Genomic DNA, 19,036 nt, shown 5'->3' with positions numbered 1-19,036 from the left:
CCTCAGGCGGCGGGTTGGGTGGTCTGGTGGGCGTGCCAGGCGTCGCGGCGGCTGCCGTGCGTGTCCGCCTTGATCTCGCGGCCGCTGGGCGTTCTGCACGGCTTTCCCGGGGCTGCTCGGCAGAGTTCCAGCGGGCAGGCGACGGCAAGTTCGGGGAAGCGCCCCGTGCGCCGCCCGAGGCCGGCGGCGGCGAGTTCCTCGCGGAGGTGGGCGGGCATCTGGCCGATGCCGGCGAGGGCGTCGGCGACGGTGGGGTGCGGTCCGCCGGTCAACTGCCGGTTGATCTCGGGTTCGATGCGGCCGTCGGCGATCGCGGTCACCAGTTCGCGGCGGCGCTGCACGTACTCGGCGCCGGTCTCGCTGGGGATGGCCGGGTAGATGATGCTGTCGGCGACCGGGATGCGCTCGGCACGGATCTCCTGGCGCAGGGCGCGGACGTGGTGGGGCTGGATCCACCGAGTCGAGTCGAGAGCCCCGTCGCGGGACGGCTTGGCGTAGAAGCGACTGACGGCGGCGTAGGCGTCCGGGTCGGCGGGGATGTCCTTGAGCGCGTCGGCCCAGGCGTTGTTGGCGGCGACGGACGGCTTGCGGTTGTCGAACGCGGCGGCGTGGGTGAGGAGCTGGCCGGCTTCGATGGGGGTCATCGGGTGCCTCCTTCGGCGGCTTCCATCTGGGCGAGTACTGCGAGGTGTTCGGCGATGCGGGCGTCGGTGCCGTTGAGCTGGATGCCGTCGCCGATGGTGGCGACGTCGTTGCGGGGCTTGTCGCGCATCGCCTGGAGGCGCATCTGGTCGTACTGCTGGCGGAGCTTGGGCATCGACCGGACGTTGGACCGCCAGAAGCTGTTGTTCTGGGACCAGTCGATGGCGCCGAGGATCTGGTCGACGGTCCGGCCGTCGATGTCGATGAGGCGGCGGGCTTCGTCGCGCCACTGCTTGGTGATGGTGGGCCGCTTGGAGCCGTTGGCTTCGACGGCGTCGGCGAGGGCCCGGCAGACGCGTTCGACGTCGGTCCTCGGCGGCTCGTCGTGGCCGGCTTTGCGGCGCGAACGTGAAGAAGTACGTAGTACTTCTTCTACCTCTGTCTCTGTCTCTGTCTCTGCTTCGGTTTTGCTTCGCGTTTGCTTCAGCAAATCTGAAGCAAGTGCTTCGCCGTTTGCTTCGCTCTTCGAGGCGGCTCGACGGGACTCGCCGGAACGCTTGCCACCTCGCTGACCTGCGGCGGAACGCTTCTCGCGGAGCGCGGCGACCTCCGAAGCGGACCGCTGGTGCTCGAGGTAGTCGTGCACGACGTACACATCGGGGCCCCCAACGGGGCATCGCGGGCAGTCGTGTTCGCCTTCGTGAAGCAAGCCAACGCGAAGCAGTGCCGAAGCACTTGCTTCAGGGTTGCTTCCGTCGGTCAGTCGGCGGATCAGTCGCTTCGGAACAAGGCCGTCGGTCAGCTGACGAGAGGAGTAGCACAGCGCGCTGACGTACAGCCACGCAGCTTCCCCGCCCACCTCGACGATCTTCGGGTGGTCCGTCAGCCCATCGTGGACACGGACGTAAGTGCGCCGGTCCTTCTCGGCCATGTGCTGGTCTCCGGTCAGTTGGTGCGGTCGGGGTTGGTGGCCTGGGGCGGAGGCGGTGACACCCCGCCCCAGGCGGTCAGCGGGTCAGTCGCAGGTGCAGCGGGCGCTCATGCCGGCGACGTAGGCGCACATCGGGCCCGTGTGCCCGCCGTTCGGCAGCCAGTCGGAGTCCGGCTCGGGGTGCGCGCAGTTCCCGAGGTGGCCGTGGCAGTCGTCGATGATCCGCAGGAACTCGGGGGCGTCGGACCGGTTCGCGATGGTGGTTGCGAGGATCTTGGAGTCTTCGGTCCAGTCGACCCAGTCGACGAGGTGGACGACCGCGCTGCGGGCGTCGTCGGCGGTGCGGAAGCGGGCGACCTGCACGCCGCTGTGGTGGCCGATCCGCCACCGGCAGGACGCCCCGACGTCGACGGTGTCGGGCTGCTTGTAGATGTACAGGCCCGGGGTGGCGGGCTCGGCCTGGACGGTCACGGGGCCGTCCTCGGCGAGGATGGTGTACTCCACCGTGGTGCTCATCGTTGGCGCTCCATCGGGGTTGAGGGTGGCTCGGTGTGGCCGGCCTGTGCGGCCGGGGTGTGGTCGGCGCATCTGGCGCCGCAGGGGTAGGGCCGGGCGGGCTGCCCGCAGTGCTTGCGGACCGCGGGCAGCCATTGGCCGCAGGTCACGCCGGCTGGTCGAGGCCGAGAGCGGCCAGCAGCAGGGCCTCATCGGCGGCGTTCCGGGCCCGCCGAGCCACGAACTGGCGAGCGCTCTCCCGGTCCTCCTCGGGCACGGGCGTCAGCGTCAGCGACGCGATCGTGGCGTCCGGCTTCGCGGCCGGGTCACGGCGGCTACGGGCCGTCACGCCGCGTCCTGAGCGGCACGCTTGGCCCGCCGGTTCGCGGTGTCGATGCGGTCGGCCTCGCGGCAGGCGTCACAGACCGCCTGCTTCAAACGGCGATGCTTGGCGGCTCCGGCGGTCGTCCCGCACCGGGTCGGGACACGGATCTTGATCGGGCGGTCGTGGCGGAATCGCACACCGGCGGCCTTGGACCGGGCGTGCTCGTCCACACCGCCCCACACCCCGAACTCGGCCGGCCGCGGTTGCTCACGGCACCACTCGGTGATCGGACACCGCTTACACAGCTGCTGGGCCAGCCAGACGCGGTTCATCTGGTCCGAGGACCCAACGCGCTCCCCGTCGGGCGGGAAGAACAGCTCCGGCGCCGACGCACACGGCACAGGCCCTTCGAGTTCGGGGGTCACGACGCCACCTCCTGCCGGGGGATGAGCGGCCAGTGCCCGTGGACGCCGGTGGCGTCGCGGCCCTGCCGGATCAGGTACTGCCGGAGGCCGTCCGCCTGCTCGCCCGCCCATGCGACCTGGGCCGTGTGGAGGTCCGCCAGCGAGGCCCCACCGATCGCGGGGTGGCGCTCGGCGATCTCGTACGCCACCTGTACGGCGGCGAGAGCGTCTGCGGCGGCCTCGTGCGCGCCGTCGAGGCGGACCCCGTAGTGCTCGGACAGGGCCGTTAGGTTGCGCTTGCCGCGCCGGTACCGGTCGACCTGCCGGTCCAAGACCAGCGGGTCCACCACGATCGGCTCCTGGCCGGCCTGGACCGCGAGCGGCTCGAGGCCGTGCCGCTCCAACTCCCGGTCCAGCATGGTGAAGTCGTACGGCGCGTTCATGACCACGATCGGAGTGAGCTCCACGATGTGCTCGGCCAGGACGATCGCGATCTCCTGCACCACCCGGGCCGCGGGTCGGCCCATCGTGCGGGCCCGCTCCGTGGTGATCCCGTGCACGGCGGCGGCGCCCTCGGGGATCTCCACCCCCGGGTCAGCGATCCACCCGTACCGGTCGAGCGACTGCCAGCGGCCGGCGTTGTCCTCGCGGGACCGCCAACGCTGCGGACCCACCCGCAGAACCGAGGCCGTCACGATCCGGTCCTCCAACGGGTCGACACCCGTAGATTCCAGGTCGAAGCCGACCAGCGGCCGGCAGTGCCAGGGGCGGATCATTCGGTACCCCCAGCGGTCAGCTCCGGCAGAACCAGCGCTGCCAGTTCGCCGGCCTGCCAAGCACGGGCCACCTCATCGCGGCCGGCCTTCTCCCACGTGGTCCGCACGTACGCCGCCCGCGGCTGCATCGCCACACCCGGCACCGCGTGAACCTCGCCGGTCTCCTGGTCGCACCACTGCGGCACACCGGCTGCGGTCATCTCCGCGAGGAGCGACTTCACGAACGCCTCCCGAACTCGGGTGACGACTTCGCGCTTGATCTGGTCGGCTCGGTGGTCGCGCACCCAGGCGGTGAACGCCTGCTCGTCGATCACCGTGGCAGCCGGGCTCGGGCTGACCAGGGTCACCCTGGCGACGGCCTGCCCGCCGGGCAGTTCGGCGCTGATCTGCCGTGTCCCGGTCTCCTGCTTGGCGGCCTTGAGGCCGGCAGCCTGCTCGGCCTTCGCGGCCTTGAGCTGCTCGCCGATCTCCTCGTACAGGGCCTGCAGTACGGCGGCCCGGCCGGCGGTCTCCTTCAGGCTCATGCCGCACCCGCCAGCAGCTGCGTCATCTCGGCGAGCTGCTCGGCCGTGGCCTCCGCGATCGACACGCCGTACGACTGGGCGAAGTCGGCCTCGATGGTGGCGGCAACGCCAGCCGCGAGCGCGGCACCCCGCAGGGCGTCCACTGCGGCGGTGTGCTCGTCCTCAACAACCTCCGCCTCCACCGGCTCCGGCTCTGCGACCGGGTCAGCCTGCGGCGTTGCAGCGGCCAGATCCCGGCCCACCTGGGCAATGCTCTCCAGGTAGTGGTCCGGACGGCCATCGGCCTTCGCCTCCTGCCAGAGGCGGCGCACGGTGTCCGCGTCAGCGGCCTTGTACGCCTCGTGCAGGAAGTCCCTGCCTCTGGCCGTCGGCGGCTTCCCGCTGACCGCACGCAGAGGCTGCACCGGGGCATCCACCGGGTTGCCGTCCTGGTCGACGTACGCGCCCAGTTCCTCGGGCGTGTAGTGCAGACCGAACAGCACCTCCTCGCACGCATCCCGGGCCACCTGCGAGATGGCGCGGGCCTTCAGCATCGCGGCGGCGTACTTCTTCCACACGTCCTTGCCGAGCAGCCCGGCGTCCTCCGCGGACGGGTTGCCCCGCTCGTTGCGCCGCAACTCCCACGTCACCTCGTAGGTGAAGTCCGGGTCGTCGCTTCGGATGATCTGTGCGGTCGCGCTCTGGCTGTTGCCCGTGACGCGGAGCTTGTGGCCGGCCTGCCGGACGAGCGCGCCGATCAGCGCGGCACTCGCGGACGGCTTGCCCTCGATGACGTGGATGCCGGTGATCGCGGCCAGCGGCGTGATGCCCAGGGTGCGGCCGTACTCCATGGCGTACAGCACGTTGGCGGGCTGCTTGCGGTACTGGCTGGGCAGCAGGTTCGCGTTGGCGAGGTGTTCGGCGTACCGGACCATGTCCGGCAGCGAGGTGGCGGGCGTGGCCCGCACGATGTCAGTGCTCATGTTGATCTCCGGTTGGCGGCCGCCGCCACTGCAGGAGGCGGCCGACTGTCGGGTGGTCAGGAGGCCTTGGAGGCTCCGGCGTCCAGGAGCGCCAGCTCCTGCGCGGTGTAGCCGATGGCGTCGTCGAGCTGGCGGCGTAGGCCGTCGCGGTCGCGCCGGAGCCGGTCGACCTGTTCGCGCAGCCGGGCGTTCTCGTCGTGCTGCCCCTTGTGCGCGGACCGGACGGCCTTGATCGCGCCCTCGTTCGCGGTCTCGGCGGCGACGGCTCGGGCGGCGAGGCGCCCGTTCGCCCGGCCCTGCTCGGCCAGGTCCGCCTCCAGCTCACGGACACGGTCACGAAGCCGGCTCATCGCGGCAGCCTGCTCGGCCTGCGCGCGGCGGGAAATCCACGGCATCAGAAGTCCCCCTTCTCGATGGCCTCGGACGCGGCCCGGATCAGGTCGCGGGTGTTCTCAGCCACCGCCGTCAGCTCCTCCAGCCGGGTGGTCGCCTGCTCCAGCTCCTCCCGGGTGGACTCCAGCTCGGAGCGAAGTTCGTCGCGTTCCGCCTCCAACTCGGCGATGCGGTCGTTCAGCTCGTCGGTGTCCATCACGCGGCCCTCCCGTCCCGCTGGTGGGGCAGCGCCGGGCCGATCATGGACAGCAGCACCTCGGCCAGCCGCCGCGCGTCCGCCGCCGCGTACCGCGTATCCGTCCCACCGAGGCGCCCCAACAGCCCCTCGATCAGCGCGTCCTGCCCCGGGCCCGACGCCTCGGCGATCGTCACCAGCTCGGCGATGACGTCCTCCGGACACTCGGCCACCTCGGCCGCGAGACCACGCACCAGCGCAGACACCAGCGGGTGCGCGTCCACCGCGACACCCAGGCCAGTCGGGCGAACCCACAGCGGGTACGGGCCGTTGATCCGCTCGGCCGGCCGCTGGAGCATCCCGGCCGCGTCGAGGACGGCCGCGATCTCCTCGGGGGCACCGCTGGTGTTGGCGATGAGGATGGCCGCCCGACGGGCGACGGGGTTCATGGAGGCGCTCATCGGGCACCGTCCTTCAGGGAGTTGGTGGCGCGGGCGGCCCGCCGGGCCTTCATCCGCGCGAGAGTCTGGGAGGAACGAGGCTGTACCCACGGGTGCCAGCCGATGCCGTCGGTCCACCGACGGGCGTGCTCACGCTCCGGGATCCCGCAGTGCTGACACCCCGAGGGAACCGCCCCGTTGCCCATCAGCACGTTGTGCTCGGCCATGTACAGGTCTTCCATGGCCTGGGACCAGGTGCTCGGGTCGCCGTGGTCGTCCATGAAGCGGCCCATCAGCAGGAGCTCCGGGTCCGTCTCCAGCCAGTTCTCGCCCGCCCGCAGAGCGGCGGCCTTCTCGTCCTGCGTGTACTCGGCCATCACCGGATCACCTCGACACCCAGCAGCTGCTCCAGGCCCCGCACCCGCAGACGGGACACGTACAGCTCGTGCATCAAGCCCTCGATCGTCGCGTGCATCGACCCGAACAGGCGCGCGGCCTCGATGGACGCCATGAACGCGCCCGGACGGGCCTGCAGCGCGTTCACCCGATCCACCACCGTCTGGGCCCGCGAGATCATGGAGCCCTCCAGCAAGCCGGCCTCGACGGCCTCCTGCAGCGACATCACCTGCGGCGCGTTCACCGGGCACCGCCCGTCCGCGCCGCGTACTCGGCCACCAGGGCCTTCGTCGCGGACGACCACGCCGGCAACTCCGGCAACGGGCCGTTCGTCACCGTGTCCAGCGCGTCCAGCCACGGGTCCTCGATCACCAGCAGCGCGACCGGCACGGTCAACTCCGCGACCAGCGAGTCCATCAGCACATTCAGCTCGGTGTCGCTCACGCCGCACCGTCCGTGATGCTCAGCTGGGCAGGGGACTGCGGGTACAGGGCCGCGTAGTAGCGGTTCCACGTTTCCTCGAACACCGGCAGCGCGGCGTACGTCCACGCCACCGTCTCCCGAACCGAACCCCGCGCCGTGTCCTCCGTGCGCGTCCCCGGCCGCTCACCGTGCTCCGCCTCGTACAGCGCCGCCGCACGCCGGCCGAACCACGACTGAACGCTCAGGATGTCGGCCTTCTTCAGGCCCTTCCCGCGCAGGAAGTCCGGCACGTACAGCGGCCGGTCCTCCGGCGCCACCTCCGGCTCCTCACCCAGCGCCCGAGCCGCCACGTGGCGAGCCTTCAGCTCCAGCCACTTCGCGTCGACGATCCCGCCGGCCGCCGCCAACACCCGCATCTGCAGGGCCGCGAGCTCCGCCCGGTCCACCGCCTCCGACCGGGCCACGGTCGACGCGGACTCCTCGACGTTCAGGAGGTACTCGCGGACCCGGTGAGCGACGTCCGACCCGGTCAGCAGCTGGCCGACGTTCAGGATCGTCCGACGGGTGAAGACAGCGAGGGCTCGTGCCTTCGGGTCCACCGCGTTTGTGAGGTCCCCGGAGGACCCGACAAACTCGCGGAGATCGGCGCCGCGCAGGACGCTGTACCCGTTCTCCGTGAACTCAGCCCGGTGGTCCTTCACCAGGGACTTGATGGTCTCGATGCCGACCTCGTAGTAGTTGGCGACCAGCTCGGTCGTCGCGTGCACGTCGTCCGGGAGCAAGGCGAGCGCCTTCACCTTCGTGAGGACATCCGTCCGCTCGACCGTCGCCGCGCGCATCGTGCGGGACTCGGTCAACACCTGCTCGGTGTTCTCTGCCAAGATGGACACAGGTCCACCTCTCCTTCTTGTTCGTGGTGTGGTGGTGGGCCGCTGGGCTCTCGCGGGCGGCATCCGGGTGCGACCGGGTGTGCCAGGCGGGGGCCCGACCCATGTCTGAGGGGTCAGGCGGCGCGACGGACGTGCGGCCGCTGGGCGCGGACCGGCTTGACCTCGGGGTTCGCGAGGCTGTCCCAGTAGCGCCTGATCCCCGACTTCGCGTAGATGAGGCGTCCGGCGTGCAGGGCGGCGGCCGGGCCGATTCCCCGGTAGCGCCACTTGTGGAGGGTGCTGACCTGGACGCCGAGCTCCTTAGCGGCATCCTCGATCCACATGAATCCGGCCGGGGCCGGCGTTCCCGCCTTGGGAGGCATATGCCAGTTCCTTCGCGTCGGTCTTGCTATCCGGTCGATTCGTCGAGATTCGTAGACGTCGGCAGCGCAAAAAGAGCTGCGGGTTCGCACCCGAGCGCCTCCGCTATGCGCCTGGCCCTCTCCTCGCTGGTTCGCCGGTACCGACCAGACAGCAGGTGTCCGATGGCGGCCGGCTTGCACCCAGCGGCAGCAGCCAGAGTGCGGACCGTGAAGGGGCTTCCGCGCCCGGGGCGCTTCATGATCCACCGGAGGGTGGCTGGGTCATGTAGCTGAGCACGGTTCGACAAGGGTGGTCGTCTCCAGACTTGGACGTTCCGTCTCTCGATGTCTCCATACTTGCACATCTTGAGACGTGGCGTCTACCGATCCGGACGGCGACTTAGGGGTGATTTCAGGCCCACCTAGGGTGACGGTCTCGCTGTATAGCCAAAGCGTCTCTAGACTGAGACGAAAGATGGTCTATGGCCTGCGACGATTCGACTCGAACGCAGGCACTATGCGCATACAGGAGAGGTGGCTGTGACTGGCATCAACGCCAAGTCGGAGCAGGTTCTGGCCGGCAAGCTGAGTGACATGGTCGCGGCAGCACAGCGGGCTGGCACGTCCTACGCGCGGATGGCCGCCGACTCTGTCGGCCCGGCCGGCGAGCGAGGCATGTCCAAGGCCTTCTTTCAGCGGCTCGCGACGGGCGGCGTCCTAACCGCACCCAAGCCCGAGGACCTCGAAGCCATCGCGCGAGGCATCAAGAAGCCCATCCGGCTCGTCAAGGAAGCCGCAGCCAGCCAATGGCTGGAGTGGGAGTCGGTCGAGCTCTCCGGCTACGACGACGACATGCGGCACATCATCGTCCGGGCTGCAGCGATGGCCCCACGTGACCGCCGACGCCTGCGCGTCATGCTCGACGCCGCCGAGGAAGCCGAACGCGAAAGCCCCGCCGCCAGCTAGCGGAACTGGCCATGTCAGATGCTGTAACAGCGCGTTTGTTGACATTTCTCCCAACCCTTGTTGCGGCGCTTCAGTGTGACTAGTGTGCATCTCTCCGCACACAGAAACGCCTGGCGAGCACAGCACGGGGAGTGGCGCGTGATCACGGTCAAGTACGAGCTGGTAGACCCCGACGAGATCGACGGCGTCGCTGTCGACGTCCAGGAGGACCGGGGCAGCCTCCTCATCAAAATCAACAACACTCTGACACCCATCCAGATGGTCAGTGCGCTCAACGAGGCGAGTCGCGCGATCCTCAAGCGCGGCCACTGGTTCCAGGAGTGGAAGGGCGACATCATCTCCGTCGACCCGTCCGAGGTCCGCGGCGCGGACGAACCGCGCGCCATCCCTGCCCAGCGCCCTACCCTCTACAACGTCAACGGTCCACAGACCGGCGCCGCGTAGCAGCAGAGGGCGGTCCATGCCTGGGTACATCGAAGACCGGTGGATGCGGAAGAAGCCCCACCCGGTCACAGGAGAGATGAAGAAGTCGACCTATGGGGTCGGCATGCGCTACCGCGTCTGCGGAATCCCGGGCGTCAAGGACGAGTCGTTCGTCAAGCTGAAGGACGCCAAGGACTGGCTGGCCTCAGCTCAGACAGACGCCCGCCGCGGCGTCTTCATCGACCCCGAACTCGGCCAGATTCTCCTGGCGGACTACTTCAGCACGGTGTACTGGCCCGGGGTTTCCGTGGCGGTCGGGACCGAGCGGACGATGCTCCAGAAGATCAACGCCCACGTCCTGCCTCATCTCGGCCACCTTCCCATCGCCACCATCGATGAGGAACACCTGCGCATCTGGGTGGCCAGCCTGCTGAAGAAGCTCGAGCCCTCAACGGTGCGTGTGATCTACGAGTACCTGTCAGCGATTCTCAGCAGCGCTGTGCCGAAGCGCATCACCCGCAACCCGTGCTCGACCCGCGGGATCAAACCCAAGACCCCCGAGGTCAAAGCGCGAGCCCTCACGAAGCTTCAAGGCGCAGGCGTGCGCGACGGCCTACGCCATCGCAGCCGAATCGCCTTTGACCTGGGCACAGGCGCCGGCCTGCGACAAGGCGAGGTGTTCGGCTTCTCGCCCAGCGACGTTGACAGGGTGTCGGAGGAACTGCATATCCGGCGTCAGCTGCAACTCGACAAGCGCGGTAGGCCGTACTTCAAGCTCCCGAAGGGAGATAAGGAGCGGCGGGTTCCCCTCTCCCTCGGGCTGGTCGCAGCCCTCGACGAGTACGTGGACAACTTCACGCCGGTCAAGGTGACACTCCCCTGGCGCGGCCCCGGCGGACCGGAAAGCGGCGAGCTGACCGTCACGCTCCTGATGACCACCCGGTTCGGCAACCCGATCAACCAATCGTCGTGGAACTACGACGCCTGGAAGCCGGCCCTGTGTAACGCAGGCCTCATCGAACCGTGGGACAGCACCCGCGCGTCGCACCACCGGGGCGGCTGGGAGGCAGCACGCGAGCTAGGCTTCCACATCACCAGGCACACGTACGCTTCCGTACAGCTGCAGGGCGGCGAGTCGATCGTCGCCCTGTCCCAGTGGCTCGGCCACGACGACCCCGGGTTCACGCTCCGCCGCTACACCCACTTCATGCCGGAGGACGGCCGCCGGGGCCGCTCAGCGGTGGATGCGTGGCTCGGCCTCGGGCCAGCGGCGAGTGCGCCTCCGTTTGAGGTTCTGGAGCCGCTGAACGGAAGCGAGCGCGTCGTGGCTGGCGACCTGGCCATGCTGTATCTGGTCGCGGTCCCTGCCGGCCAGGACTGGACCGTGTCACTACTGCGCGGGCCCGGGGAGCGTCCGCTCGGTAAGATCCTTGTGCGCCGGGGAACGGCTGAGCAAGTACTCGCCTCGGCCGCATCCTGGCTCCGGGGGAACGTCTCCGCGCTTGGCGGCCAGGTCGTCGAGGTGAAGAATATGGACATCCCGTCGCAGCGTGGTGGAGCGGCTCTGGGCCGTGTGGTCCTGGCAGCCGACGTGGCTGGCGACTTCCTCGCATCCCTCGCGGCGTGAGTTGAAATGGATCTCTATCAGCGCTCTACGGGGCGCCGATAGCCCTTCCGGGCCGCAGAGCGGCTTAGACCAATCGAAACACCAAGCGGCGGAGCTGATTTCAGCTCCGCCGCTGGTCATGTGGCCTATGGTCAGTTGCGGGTGGCCATGGCGCGCAGGAAGAAGGTGAGGTTGGCGGGGCGCTCGGCGAGGCGGCGCATGAAGTAGCCGTACCACTCCTGGCCGTACGGCAGGTACACGCGCATGGTGTTGCCCTCGCCGACGAGGCGCAGCTGCTCCTCGGGGCGGATGCCGTACAGCATCTGGTACTCGAAGGAGTCCCGGGTGCGGTTGTTCCACTGGGCCAGCTGGCCGGCGATCTTGATCATGTTGGGGTCGTGCGAGGCGATCATCGGGTAGCCCTCGCCCGCCATCAGGATCTTCAGCGCGCGGACGTACGCGAGGTCGACCTCGTGCTTGCCCTGGAAGGCGACCGACTCGGGCTCCTTGTAGGCGCCCTTGCAGAGCCGCACGCGCGAACCCGGGCCGGAGAACTCGCGGCAGTCGGCCTCGGTGCGGCGCAGGTAGGCCTGGAGCACGACGCCCAGCCAGGGGAAGTCCGCCCGCAGCTCGCGCGCGATGGCGAGGGTGGAGTCGGTGGTGGTGTGGTCCTCCATGTCGAGGGTCACCGTGGTGCCGGCCTCGGCGGCGGCCTCGCAGATGCGGCGGGCGTTCTCCAGCGCGATCTTCTCGCCGTCCACCGGCAGGAACTGGCCGACGGCCGACAGCTTGACCGACACCTCGGCACCGGCGGCGAGGCCGGTCTCCTTGAGGGCCTTGAGCAGGTGCTCGTAGGCCTCGGCGGTGCCGGCGGCCTGGGCGGCGTCCTGGGTGTCCTCGCCGAGGTGGTCCAGGGTGACCTTGCGGCCGGTGGCGACCAGGTCGTCGCAGGCGGTGACGGCGTCGTCGAGGGCCTCGCCGGCGACGAAGCGCTCGACTATCGCGTGGGTCGGGGGGAACTTCTCGACCACGGTGCGGACCTGCGGGGACCGGGAGGCCGCGAGAAGGGCGGAACGGAGCATCGTGACTCCTGGAGCTGGTGTTTCCAAGGGTGGCAGAAAGGAGCCGGGGCGGCGGTACGGGGGTAGGCCGCCGCCCCGGCGGGCGACGCCCGGCTGCGGGACCGGACGTCGCGGGTGACCGATGGCTTCTACAGCGGACCGGCCGGCATCAGGGCTGGTCAGCCCATGTGCGGGTAGCGGTAGTCGGTCGGCGGGACGAAGGTCTCCTTGACCGAACGGGTCGAGGTCCAGCGCGCCAGGTTCTGCTTGGCGCCGGCCTTGTCGTTGGTGCCGGAGGCCCGGCCGCCGCCGAAGGGCTGCTGACCGACGACGGCGCCGGTCGGCTTGTCGTTGATGTAGAAGTTGCCGGCCGCGAAGCGCAGCTTGTGCATCGCGTCCTGGGCCGCCGCGCGGTCCTGGGCGATGATCGAACCGGTCAGGCCGTAGGCCGACACGGACTCCATCTGCGCCAGCATCTCGTCGTACTTCTCGTCCTCGTAGACGTACACGGCGAGGATCGGGCCGAAGTACTCGTCGCGGAAGTACTCCGAGGCCGGGTCCTGGCAGACCAGGACGGTCGGGCGGACGAAGTAGCCGACCGAGTCGTCGTACGTGCCGCCGGCGAGGACCTCGACGGAGGCGTCCGCCTGGGCGCGGTCGATGGCGGCCTTGTTCTTGGCGAAGGCGCGCTCGTCGATGACCGCCGACATGAAGTTGGACAGGTCGGTGACGTCGCCCATGGTGAGGCCGTCGACCTCGGCGGCGAACTCGTCCTTCAGACCGGCCCACAGCGAGGCCGGGACGTAGGCGCGGGACAGCGCCGAGCACTTCTGGCCCTGGAACTCGAAGGCGCCGCGGGTCATCGCGGTCTTCAGGACCTTGGGGTCGGCGGACGGGTGGGCGACCAGGAAGTCCTTGCCGCCGGTCTCGCCGACGATCCGCGGGTAGGTGCGGTAGCCGGCGATGTTCTCGCCCACGGAACGCCACAGGTGCTGGAAGGTGGCGGTGGAGCCGGTGAAGTGGATGCCGGCCAGCGCCGGGTGCTTGAGCGCCACGGCGGAGACGTCCAGGCCGTCGCCGGTCACCATGTTGATGACGCCCTTGGGCAGGCCGGCCTCCTCCAGCAGCTGCATCAGCAGGTGCGCGGAGAACTGCTGGGTCGGGGACGGCTTCCACAGCACCACGTTGCCCATCAGCGCGGGCGCGGTCGGCAGGTTGCCGGCGATCGCGGTGAAGTTGAACGGGGTGATCGCGTAGACGAAGCCCTCCAGCGGGCGGTGGTCGCTGCGGTTCCACACGCCGTCCGAGGAGATCGGCTGCTCGGCCATGATCTGGCGGGCGAAGTGCACGTTGAAGCGCAGGAAGTCGACCAGCTCGCAGGGGGTGTCGATCTCGGCCTGCTGGGCGGTCTTGGACTGGCCGAGCATGGTGGCCGCCGCCAGGGTCTCGCGCCAGGGGCCGGCCAGCAAGTCGGCGGCCTTGAGGAAGATCGCGGCGCGGGAGTCGAAGGAGAGCGCCTGCCAGGCCGGGGCCGCGGCCAGGGCAGCGTCGATGGCGTCCTGCGCGTCGGCCTGGGTGGCGTTGCGCAGGGTACCGAGCCGAGCCGCGTGGTTGTGCGGCTGGACGACGTGGATCTCGGTGCCGCCGCCCATCCGGCGCTCACCGTTGATCGTCATGGTCAGCTGGACCGGCTCCTGGCCGCCCAGCTCCTTCAGCTTGGCCTCCAGACGGGCCCGTTCCGGGCTGCCGGGGGCGTAGCTGTGGACCGGCTCGTTCACCGGCGCGGGGACCTGGGTCACAGCGTCCATGGGGCGCACGCTCTCCTTCGTTCAGTGCGGGGGGATTGCCGGCGCGGGTCGCACGCCGGCCACAGCACGAACGCTATTCCTGCCCGCCCGGCCACATGATTGGCCGGGCGGCTAAATTCCCCCGTACGGCGTTGTCCGGCCCGACGAAACCGGTCACGCGACGGTCACGACCGCCCGTCAGGCGGCCCGCCCCGCGCGCCTCGCCGGCGCCACCGGCACCACCCGCCGCTCCCAGTCGATCCGGTAGCCGTGGACCGGCCGGAGCATCTTCTCCGGGCTCATGAAGGTCCGCATCGCGATCGGCGCGACCACCCGGAACAGCATCCGGGCGAGGGGCCCGGAGACCTTCTGGTTGTTGGTGCGCGCCGCGTCGGTGGCGATCTTCTCGACCCGGGGCCGGCGCATCGCCTCGTACGCGGCGAACGCGGCGGTGTGGTCGGGCAGGTCGCGCAGGCAGCGGGCGAGTTCGACGGCGCTCTCGACGGCCAGCGAGACGCCCTGGCCGGAGCTGTTTGACGGTGCGTGCACCGCGTCGCCGACCAGCACCATCCGGCCGCGGTACCAGTGCGGGACGGACGGCATGATCTCCAGCCGGGGGAAGACCTCGACGGTCCCGGCGTCGGCCGCCCGCAGCACCTCGCGGGCGGGCAGGTCGTCGGCGTGCAGCTCGCGGCACCGGCGCAGCCACTCCTCCCCGCCGATGGCGCGGACCTGTCCGTAGCCCAGCTGCTCGGGCTGCGGGATGTTGCTGAACCAGGCGGTGCCGCTGCCGTCGGCCAGGCCCCAGTAGCCGAAGAAGGCCCGGGCGCCGTTGGCGAAGTGCACCGACTCGCCGCGGCCGGGCCGGCCGGGCAGCCGGTGGGAGCTGTAGCCGCCGACGCCGAGCAGGCCGGTGTACTGGGCGTCGGGCGCGGCCGGGTCGATCAGGGTGCGGACGGTGGAGCGGGTGCCGTCGGCGCCGATCAGCACGTCGCCGGTGGCACTGGTGCCGTCGGCGAAGCGGGCGGTGATGCCGTCGGCGCCCTCCTCGGCGCCGACCAGCCGTTTGCCGTACCGGACCTCGATGCCGGTCTCGCGCAACCGCCGCTGCAGCACCCCGTACAGTTCGGCGCGGCGCATCAGCCGCCCGCGCGGCAGGTCGGGCAGGCCGCGGAACTCGCCCAGCGTGCCGCCCTTTCCGTCCTCGATCACCATCGGTCCGACCGGCTGCCCGATCCGGCCGAGCTCCGCCTCCAGGCCGAGGACGGCCAGCGCGCCGAGCCCGTTGGGGGCGATCATGAAGGCTCCGCCGATGCCCTCGGCGGAGGTCTCGTAGGCCTCGAAGACCTCGACGTCGAGGCCCGCCTTGCGCAGGGCCAGCGCCGTCACCGGACCGGCGATGCCGCCGCCGATGACCAGGGCCTTCTTCGACGTACGCGGTGCACTCATTGCAGACTCCCGAAGTACTCCTGCCAGGTCCGGATGAAGTCCGGCTCCTGGAGCTGCGTGACGAGGCGTTCGACGAAGGCGATCTCGGTCTCCAGTCCGCCGACCCGGTACTCCTCCTCGATCAGGAAGAGCCAGCCGACGCCCTCCTCCGTGGCCTTGCGCAGCGTCGCCCGGATGGCCGCCACCTCGGCGGTCAGGGCGGCCAGCCGCCGCTCCAGGAGCTCCACGGCCTCGGCCGGCGGGAGCACCATGAGCAGCGACAGCGAGACCCCGAAGGCGGGGTACTCGTGCTGCGGTTCGGCCACGAGTTCGCGCATCCAGTCGAAGAGCTCCGTCCTTCCTTCCGCCGTGATGGCGTAGACGGTGCGCTCGGGCCGCTGGGTGTCGCGGACGGTTTCCTGTTCGGCGACGAACCCGGCCTTCCGCAGCTGCTCCACGACCATGTACAGCGAGCTGCGGTTGTACTTGATGTTGCGGTCCTTGGCGTGCTCCTTGAGCCTGCGCCCCATCTCGTACGGGTGCATCGGCTCGGCCAGGAGTTCGGCCAGGACCGCCAGTGCCAGCGGGTTCGACACCTTGCGTCGCTTCGCCACGAGACGTCCTCATCTCTTGGTCAGTACTGACTATCCGCTCCTGAATAGTCAGAGTCAACTATTTACGAGTGACGAACCAGAACTCTGTCCGCCCGGCTAAAATCAACCACACGGCGTTGTCCGAGCGGATGAAGGAGGCCCGGAGTGCCCACCCCCGGTCTCCCGCTCCGCCAGCTGCTGATGTCCCTGGGCGAACCGCTGGTCGAACTCCAGGCCGCCCCCCAGGGGTTGGACGTCCCCGTCCGCGACGTCGCGATCCTCGACCCGGAGGACCCGCCCACCGCCGCCCCCGGCGAACTCGTCCTCGCGATCGGCGCCCGCGGCCGCGCCGCCCTGCCCGCCCTGCGCGCCGCCGGCCGGGCCGGGGCCGCCGCCGTCGCGATCAAGCTGGACGGTCCCGGCCAGGCCGACGCCCTGCGCGAGGCCGCCACCGACGCGGGCGTCGCCCTGCTGTCGGTGCGCCGGGAGACCCGCTGGGAGCACCTGGACTCGCTCGCCCGCGCGATCATCGCCGGACCGGACGCCCCGGACGCGCCCGGCGCCCCCGAGCCCAACGCGGGCGACCTCTTCTCCCTCGCCCAGACCGTCGCCGTCCTCACCAACGGCATCGTCTCGATCGAGGACACCTCCAGCCGGGTGCTCGCCTACTCCCGCTCCTCCGACTCCGACGAGGTCGACGACCTGCGCCGGCTGTCCATCCTCGGCTGGCAGGGCCCGGAGCCGTACCTGTCCAAGCTGCGCGAGTGGGGCATCTTCCAGCACCTGCGCAGCTCGGACGCCCCGATCGCGGTCGAGCCGCACCCCGAGCTCGGCCTGCGCCGCCGGCTCGCGGTCGGCATCCGGGCCGGGGCGCAGCCGCTCGGCACCATCTGGGTCCAGGAGGGCGCCCAGCCGCTGGCCCCGCTCGCGGAACAGGCCCTGGTCGGCGCCGCCCGGGTGGCCGCCGCCCAACTGGTGCGCCGCCGACGCGAGTTGTCCGCCGACGTCCGGCTCACCCAGACCCTGCTCACCGGCCTGCTGGAGGGCTCCACCGGCCCCCAGTCGCTCGCCACCCACCTGGGCCTGGACCTGCGCCGCCCGGCCACCGTGCTGGCGTACGGCGCGCACACCACCGAGGCGCTGCACCGCTCCGACGTCACCGGCCTGATCTCGGTGCACACCGCCGCCCGGCACCGCACCGCGCTGCTCGCCCCGATCGAGTCCCGGGTCTACGTGCTGCTGCCCGAACTCCCGCCCGGCCTGCCGATGGCGACCGTGCGCGACTGGGCGGCCGAGGTGGTCGCGGCCGCCCGGGAGCACCTCGGCGTCCCACTGCGCGCCGCCATCGGCTCCACCGTCGACGGCCTGTCCCAGGTGCCCGACTCCCGCGCCCAGGCGGACCGGATCCTGGACGCGATGGGCCGCGGCGGGGTGGACCTCGACGTCGCGGCACTGATCGACGTCCAGGCCGAGGTACTGGTCAGCGAGATGCTGGCGCTGCTCCAGGACCGCACCGGCCTGCGCGACCCCCGGCTGACCGCGCTCACCGAGTACGACCACCGGCACAACACCCGGCTCGCCGAGTCGGTGCTCGCCTGGCTGGACGCGCTCGGCGAGGTCCGGGTGGCCGCCGACGCCCTGCACATCCACCCCAACACCCTGCGCTACCGCGTGCGCCGCGCCGAGCAGTTGACCGGCATCGACCTCGCCCAGCCGCAGCAGCGGCTGCTGGCGATGCTGCAACTGCGGCTGCCCGCGGACGAGTAGTTTGCGGGCAGCCGGTTCGGACGGGACGTCAGGACGTCACCCGCGCCCCGCCCGCCACTGCTCCCAGGCCGACAGCCACAGCTGCTCGGCCAGCAGGTGCTCCTCCCAGACGTCGGCCCCACCACCGCCCGGCCGCTCCCGCCACAGCTGCTCCCAGGCCCGCTGCGCCGACAGGCTGGCCACCTCGCTGGCGAACACCGTGTACCGCACGACCTCCTCCACCGCCGCCTCGCCCGCCGGTGTACCGATCAGCCAATGCGTCTGCTGGGACAGCCGGTTGAGGTGGTTGACCATCGAGGTCACCGCCGCCACGGCCTCCTCCCGGGTCTCGGTGGCGAGCCGCATCTGCTGGCGCACCGCCGCCTCCCAGCGGACCGCACAGGCGTCCCCGCGCAGTGCGCGCGGCAGCCTCGGCGTGCGCCCGACCCGCACCTGCGCCTCGATCGCGGCGGTCTCCGCGATGCTCTGCGCTATCAGCTCCCGGTGCGCCTCCAGCCCGGTCACGGGCGGCAGTTCGCGCTCCTCGACCGGCACGCACCGGGCCCGCCGGGAGGCGAGGTCGCGCAGCAGGTCGGTGCGCCCGCGCAGGTAGCGCTCGAAGTCCGCGATCCCGCCGAGCTCCACGCCGCCGGGGGCGACCCCGCGCCCGCACACCGTGACGGTCAGCCCGCCGACCCGCAGCCGCCCGGCCCAGACCGGCCCGGCCGACTGCGCTCCACCCGGCTGGGCTCCGCCCGGGGCCATCGGCTGGTCCTCGTGCACCTCCACCGCGTAGGGCTCGCCGTCCACGGTGATCCACTCGCGCAACGCCCGCACCCGGCCCGGCCCGTCGCCCTCGTCGATGCCCAACTGCTCGTAGACGCGGTCCCGTTCGTCCTCGACCACGTCCTCCAGCTCGGGCAGCAGCTCGGCCCGCTCGGCGCCCGGCCGGTAGGTGCGCACGGTCACGTACGGTCCGGCCGCGGAGGTCCAGTCGCCGCACTGCACCTCGACCCAGCGCAGCTCGCTGCCGCAGGTCTCGAAGGCGGCCAGCGCCCCACCGCGGCGGGCCGGTCCGGCGGCCACGCCGTACACCGGGAAGTCGAGCGCGGCCAGGGTCCGGCGGGGGAACTCCTCCTGGTCGGCGAAACGATCCTGCCCGTCCAACCGAGTCGGGCCGGGCCCTCCGTCGTTGCGCCCCTGAGGCCTTCCGCCGCTCTCCCGCACCATCCTGTGCCGCACCCCCGAGTCCCTCGCGCCCGCACCGCTGACGCCACCTTACGTGCCCGGAGCTGCCGGGTCATCAGCT

General features: G+C 70.8%; 26 protein-coding genes. 4 read left to right on the top strand and 22 right to left on the bottom strand.

The genetic code is table 11. The features are described 5' to 3' along the window. Nucleotides 1-2: 2 nt before the first annotated feature. From ACFQ87_RS14385 to ACFQ87_RS14305, 17 genes are all read right to left on the bottom strand, one after another. On the bottom strand, nucleotides 3-644 hold the full coding sequence (locus ACFQ87_RS14385) for a hypothetical protein (RefSeq protein WP_380611036.1): 642 nt from the start codon (nucleotides 642-644) through the stop codon (nucleotides 3-5). After that, the gene (locus ACFQ87_RS14380; protein ID WP_380611035.1) at nucleotides 641-1,573 is read right to left on the bottom strand and encodes a hypothetical protein; all 933 of its coding nucleotides are present in this window, start codon (nucleotides 1,571-1,573) and stop codon (nucleotides 641-643) included. The genes ACFQ87_RS14385 and ACFQ87_RS14380 overlap by 4 nt, the downstream gene beginning before the upstream one ends. Before the next feature lie 84 nt (nucleotides 1,574-1,657). Then, on the bottom strand, nucleotides 1,658-2,089 hold the full coding sequence (locus ACFQ87_RS14375; protein ID WP_380611034.1) for a hypothetical protein: 432 nt from the start codon (nucleotides 2,087-2,089) through the stop codon (nucleotides 1,658-1,660). A 145-nt stretch (nucleotides 2,090-2,234) separates the two neighbouring features. Then, nucleotides 2,235-2,417: a hypothetical protein gene (locus ACFQ87_RS14370; protein ID WP_380611033.1), complete on the bottom strand. Its 183-nt coding sequence runs from the start codon at nucleotides 2,415-2,417 to the stop codon at nucleotides 2,235-2,237. Next, on the bottom strand, nucleotides 2,414-2,818 hold the full coding sequence (locus ACFQ87_RS14365; protein ID WP_380611032.1) for a WhiB family transcriptional regulator: 405 nt from the start codon (nucleotides 2,816-2,818) through the stop codon (nucleotides 2,414-2,416). The genes ACFQ87_RS14370 and ACFQ87_RS14365 overlap by 4 nt, the downstream gene beginning before the upstream one ends. Continuing rightward, nucleotides 2,815-3,573 (bottom strand): exonuclease domain-containing protein, encoded by a 759-nt coding sequence (locus ACFQ87_RS14360; RefSeq protein ID WP_380611031.1) that lies wholly within the window; start codon nucleotides 3,571-3,573, stop codon nucleotides 2,815-2,817. Before ACFQ87_RS14360 ends, ACFQ87_RS14365 begins: the two co-directional genes overlap by 4 nt. Beyond that, a complete protein-coding gene (locus ACFQ87_RS14355) occupies nucleotides 3,570-4,097 on the bottom strand; it encodes a hypothetical protein (protein WP_380611030.1) in 528 nt (175 codons plus the stop codon). Before ACFQ87_RS14355 ends, ACFQ87_RS14360 begins: the two co-directional genes overlap by 4 nt. After that, complete coding sequence (locus ACFQ87_RS14350) at nucleotides 4,094-5,059, bottom strand: hypothetical protein (RefSeq protein WP_380611029.1); 966 nt, start codon at nucleotides 5,057-5,059, stop codon at nucleotides 4,094-4,096. Before ACFQ87_RS14350 ends, ACFQ87_RS14355 begins: the two co-directional genes overlap by 4 nt. Before the next feature lie 56 nt (nucleotides 5,060-5,115). After that, complete coding sequence (locus tag ACFQ87_RS14345) at nucleotides 5,116-5,454, bottom strand: hypothetical protein (RefSeq protein WP_380611028.1); 339 nt, start codon at nucleotides 5,452-5,454, stop codon at nucleotides 5,116-5,118. After that, nucleotides 5,454-5,651 (bottom strand): hypothetical protein, encoded by a 198-nt coding sequence (locus ACFQ87_RS14340; RefSeq protein ID WP_380611027.1) that lies wholly within the window; start codon nucleotides 5,649-5,651, stop codon nucleotides 5,454-5,456. Before ACFQ87_RS14340 ends, ACFQ87_RS14345 begins: the two co-directional genes overlap by 1 nt. Then, entirely contained in the window at nucleotides 5,648-6,088 is a 441-nt protein-coding gene (locus ACFQ87_RS14335) for a hypothetical protein (RefSeq protein ID WP_380611026.1), read from the bottom strand. Before ACFQ87_RS14335 ends, ACFQ87_RS14340 begins: the two co-directional genes overlap by 4 nt. Next, on the bottom strand, nucleotides 6,085-6,444 hold the full coding sequence (locus ACFQ87_RS14330) for a hypothetical protein (protein WP_380611024.1): 360 nt from the start codon (nucleotides 6,442-6,444) through the stop codon (nucleotides 6,085-6,087). The genes ACFQ87_RS14335 and ACFQ87_RS14330 overlap by 4 nt, the downstream gene beginning before the upstream one ends. After that, nucleotides 6,444-6,707 (bottom strand): hypothetical protein, encoded by a 264-nt coding sequence (locus ACFQ87_RS14325; protein WP_380611022.1) that lies wholly within the window; start codon nucleotides 6,705-6,707, stop codon nucleotides 6,444-6,446. The genes ACFQ87_RS14330 and ACFQ87_RS14325 overlap by 1 nt, the downstream gene beginning before the upstream one ends. Next, nucleotides 6,704-6,907, bottom strand: a complete 204-nt coding sequence (locus tag ACFQ87_RS14320; RefSeq protein ID WP_380611021.1) for a hypothetical protein — start codon at nucleotides 6,905-6,907, stop codon at nucleotides 6,704-6,706. The genes ACFQ87_RS14325 and ACFQ87_RS14320 overlap by 4 nt, the downstream gene beginning before the upstream one ends. Continuing rightward, a complete protein-coding gene (locus ACFQ87_RS14315) occupies nucleotides 6,904-7,776 on the bottom strand; it encodes a hypothetical protein (protein WP_380611019.1) in 873 nt (290 codons plus the stop codon). Before ACFQ87_RS14315 ends, ACFQ87_RS14320 begins: the two co-directional genes overlap by 4 nt. Nucleotides 7,777-7,889: 113 nt before the next feature. Beyond that, nucleotides 7,890-8,138 (bottom strand): helix-turn-helix domain-containing protein, encoded by a 249-nt coding sequence (locus ACFQ87_RS14310; protein WP_380611017.1) that lies wholly within the window; start codon nucleotides 8,136-8,138, stop codon nucleotides 7,890-7,892. Nucleotides 8,139-8,164: 26 nt separating this feature from the next. Further along, entirely contained in the window at nucleotides 8,165-8,377 is a 213-nt protein-coding gene (locus tag ACFQ87_RS14305) for a helix-turn-helix domain-containing protein (RefSeq protein ID WP_380611015.1), read from the bottom strand. Nucleotides 8,378-8,657: 280 nt separating this feature from the next. Here ACFQ87_RS14305 and ACFQ87_RS14300 point away from each other — a divergent pair, with 280 nt between their 5' ends. From ACFQ87_RS14300 to ACFQ87_RS14290, 3 genes are all read left to right on the top strand, one after another. Next, nucleotides 8,658-9,083, top strand: a complete 426-nt coding sequence (locus ACFQ87_RS14300; protein WP_380611014.1) for a hypothetical protein — start codon at nucleotides 8,658-8,660, stop codon at nucleotides 9,081-9,083. Nucleotides 9,084-9,221: 138 nt separating this feature from the next. After that, nucleotides 9,222-9,527, top strand: coding sequence for a hypothetical protein (locus ACFQ87_RS14295; RefSeq protein WP_380611013.1), 306 nt, complete (start codon nucleotides 9,222-9,224; stop codon nucleotides 9,525-9,527). A gap of 76 nt (nucleotides 9,528-9,603) precedes the next feature. After that, a complete protein-coding gene (locus tag ACFQ87_RS14290) occupies nucleotides 9,604-11,133 on the top strand; it encodes a tyrosine-type recombinase/integrase (RefSeq protein WP_380611011.1) in 1,530 nt (509 codons plus the stop codon). Nucleotides 11,134-11,264: 131 nt separating this feature from the next. On the opposite strand, the gene ACFQ87_RS14285 is transcribed toward ACFQ87_RS14290, so the two are convergent. The 4 genes from ACFQ87_RS14285 to ACFQ87_RS14270 form a co-directional block, all read right to left on the bottom strand. Then, nucleotides 11,265-12,194 (bottom strand): proline dehydrogenase family protein, encoded by a 930-nt coding sequence (locus ACFQ87_RS14285; RefSeq protein ID WP_380611010.1) that lies wholly within the window; start codon nucleotides 12,192-12,194, stop codon nucleotides 11,265-11,267. A gap of 158 nt (nucleotides 12,195-12,352) precedes the next feature. Then, complete coding sequence (gene pruA, locus ACFQ87_RS14280) at nucleotides 12,353-13,981, bottom strand: L-glutamate gamma-semialdehyde dehydrogenase (RefSeq protein WP_380611009.1); 1,629 nt, start codon at nucleotides 13,979-13,981, stop codon at nucleotides 12,353-12,355. 177 nt (nucleotides 13,982-14,158) lie between these two features. After that, nucleotides 14,159-15,409: an FAD-dependent oxidoreductase gene (locus ACFQ87_RS14275; protein ID WP_380611007.1), complete on the bottom strand. Its 1,251-nt coding sequence runs from the start codon at nucleotides 15,407-15,409 to the stop codon at nucleotides 14,159-14,161. Continuing rightward, nucleotides 15,406-16,002, bottom strand: a complete 597-nt coding sequence (locus ACFQ87_RS14270) for a PadR family transcriptional regulator (RefSeq protein ID WP_380611006.1) — start codon at nucleotides 16,000-16,002, stop codon at nucleotides 15,406-15,408. The genes ACFQ87_RS14275 and ACFQ87_RS14270 overlap by 4 nt, the downstream gene beginning before the upstream one ends. Nucleotides 16,003-16,146: 144 nt before the next feature. Here ACFQ87_RS14270 and ACFQ87_RS14265 point away from each other — a divergent pair, with 144 nt between their 5' ends. Then, nucleotides 16,147-17,748 carry a PucR family transcriptional regulator gene (locus ACFQ87_RS14265; protein ID WP_380611005.1) on the top strand — a complete coding sequence of 534 codons (1,602 nt, stop codon included), beginning with the start codon at nucleotides 16,147-16,149 and terminating at the stop codon, nucleotides 17,746-17,748. A 36-nt stretch (nucleotides 17,749-17,784) separates the two neighbouring features. On the opposite strand, the gene ACFQ87_RS14260 is transcribed toward ACFQ87_RS14265, so the two are convergent. Next, nucleotides 17,785-18,894, bottom strand: coding sequence for a hypothetical protein (locus ACFQ87_RS14260; RefSeq protein ID WP_380611004.1), 1,110 nt, complete (start codon nucleotides 18,892-18,894; stop codon nucleotides 17,785-17,787). Nucleotides 18,895-19,036: the final 142 nt, after the last annotated feature.

It is taken from the genome of Kitasatospora sp. NPDC056531 (assembly GCF_042794375.1).
Classification (GTDB): Bacteria; Actinomycetota; Actinomycetes; order Streptomycetales; family Streptomycetaceae; genus Kitasatospora.
The sequence above is the reverse complement of the archived record's forward strand: the minus strand, read 5'-3'. Positions and strand labels throughout refer to the sequence as shown.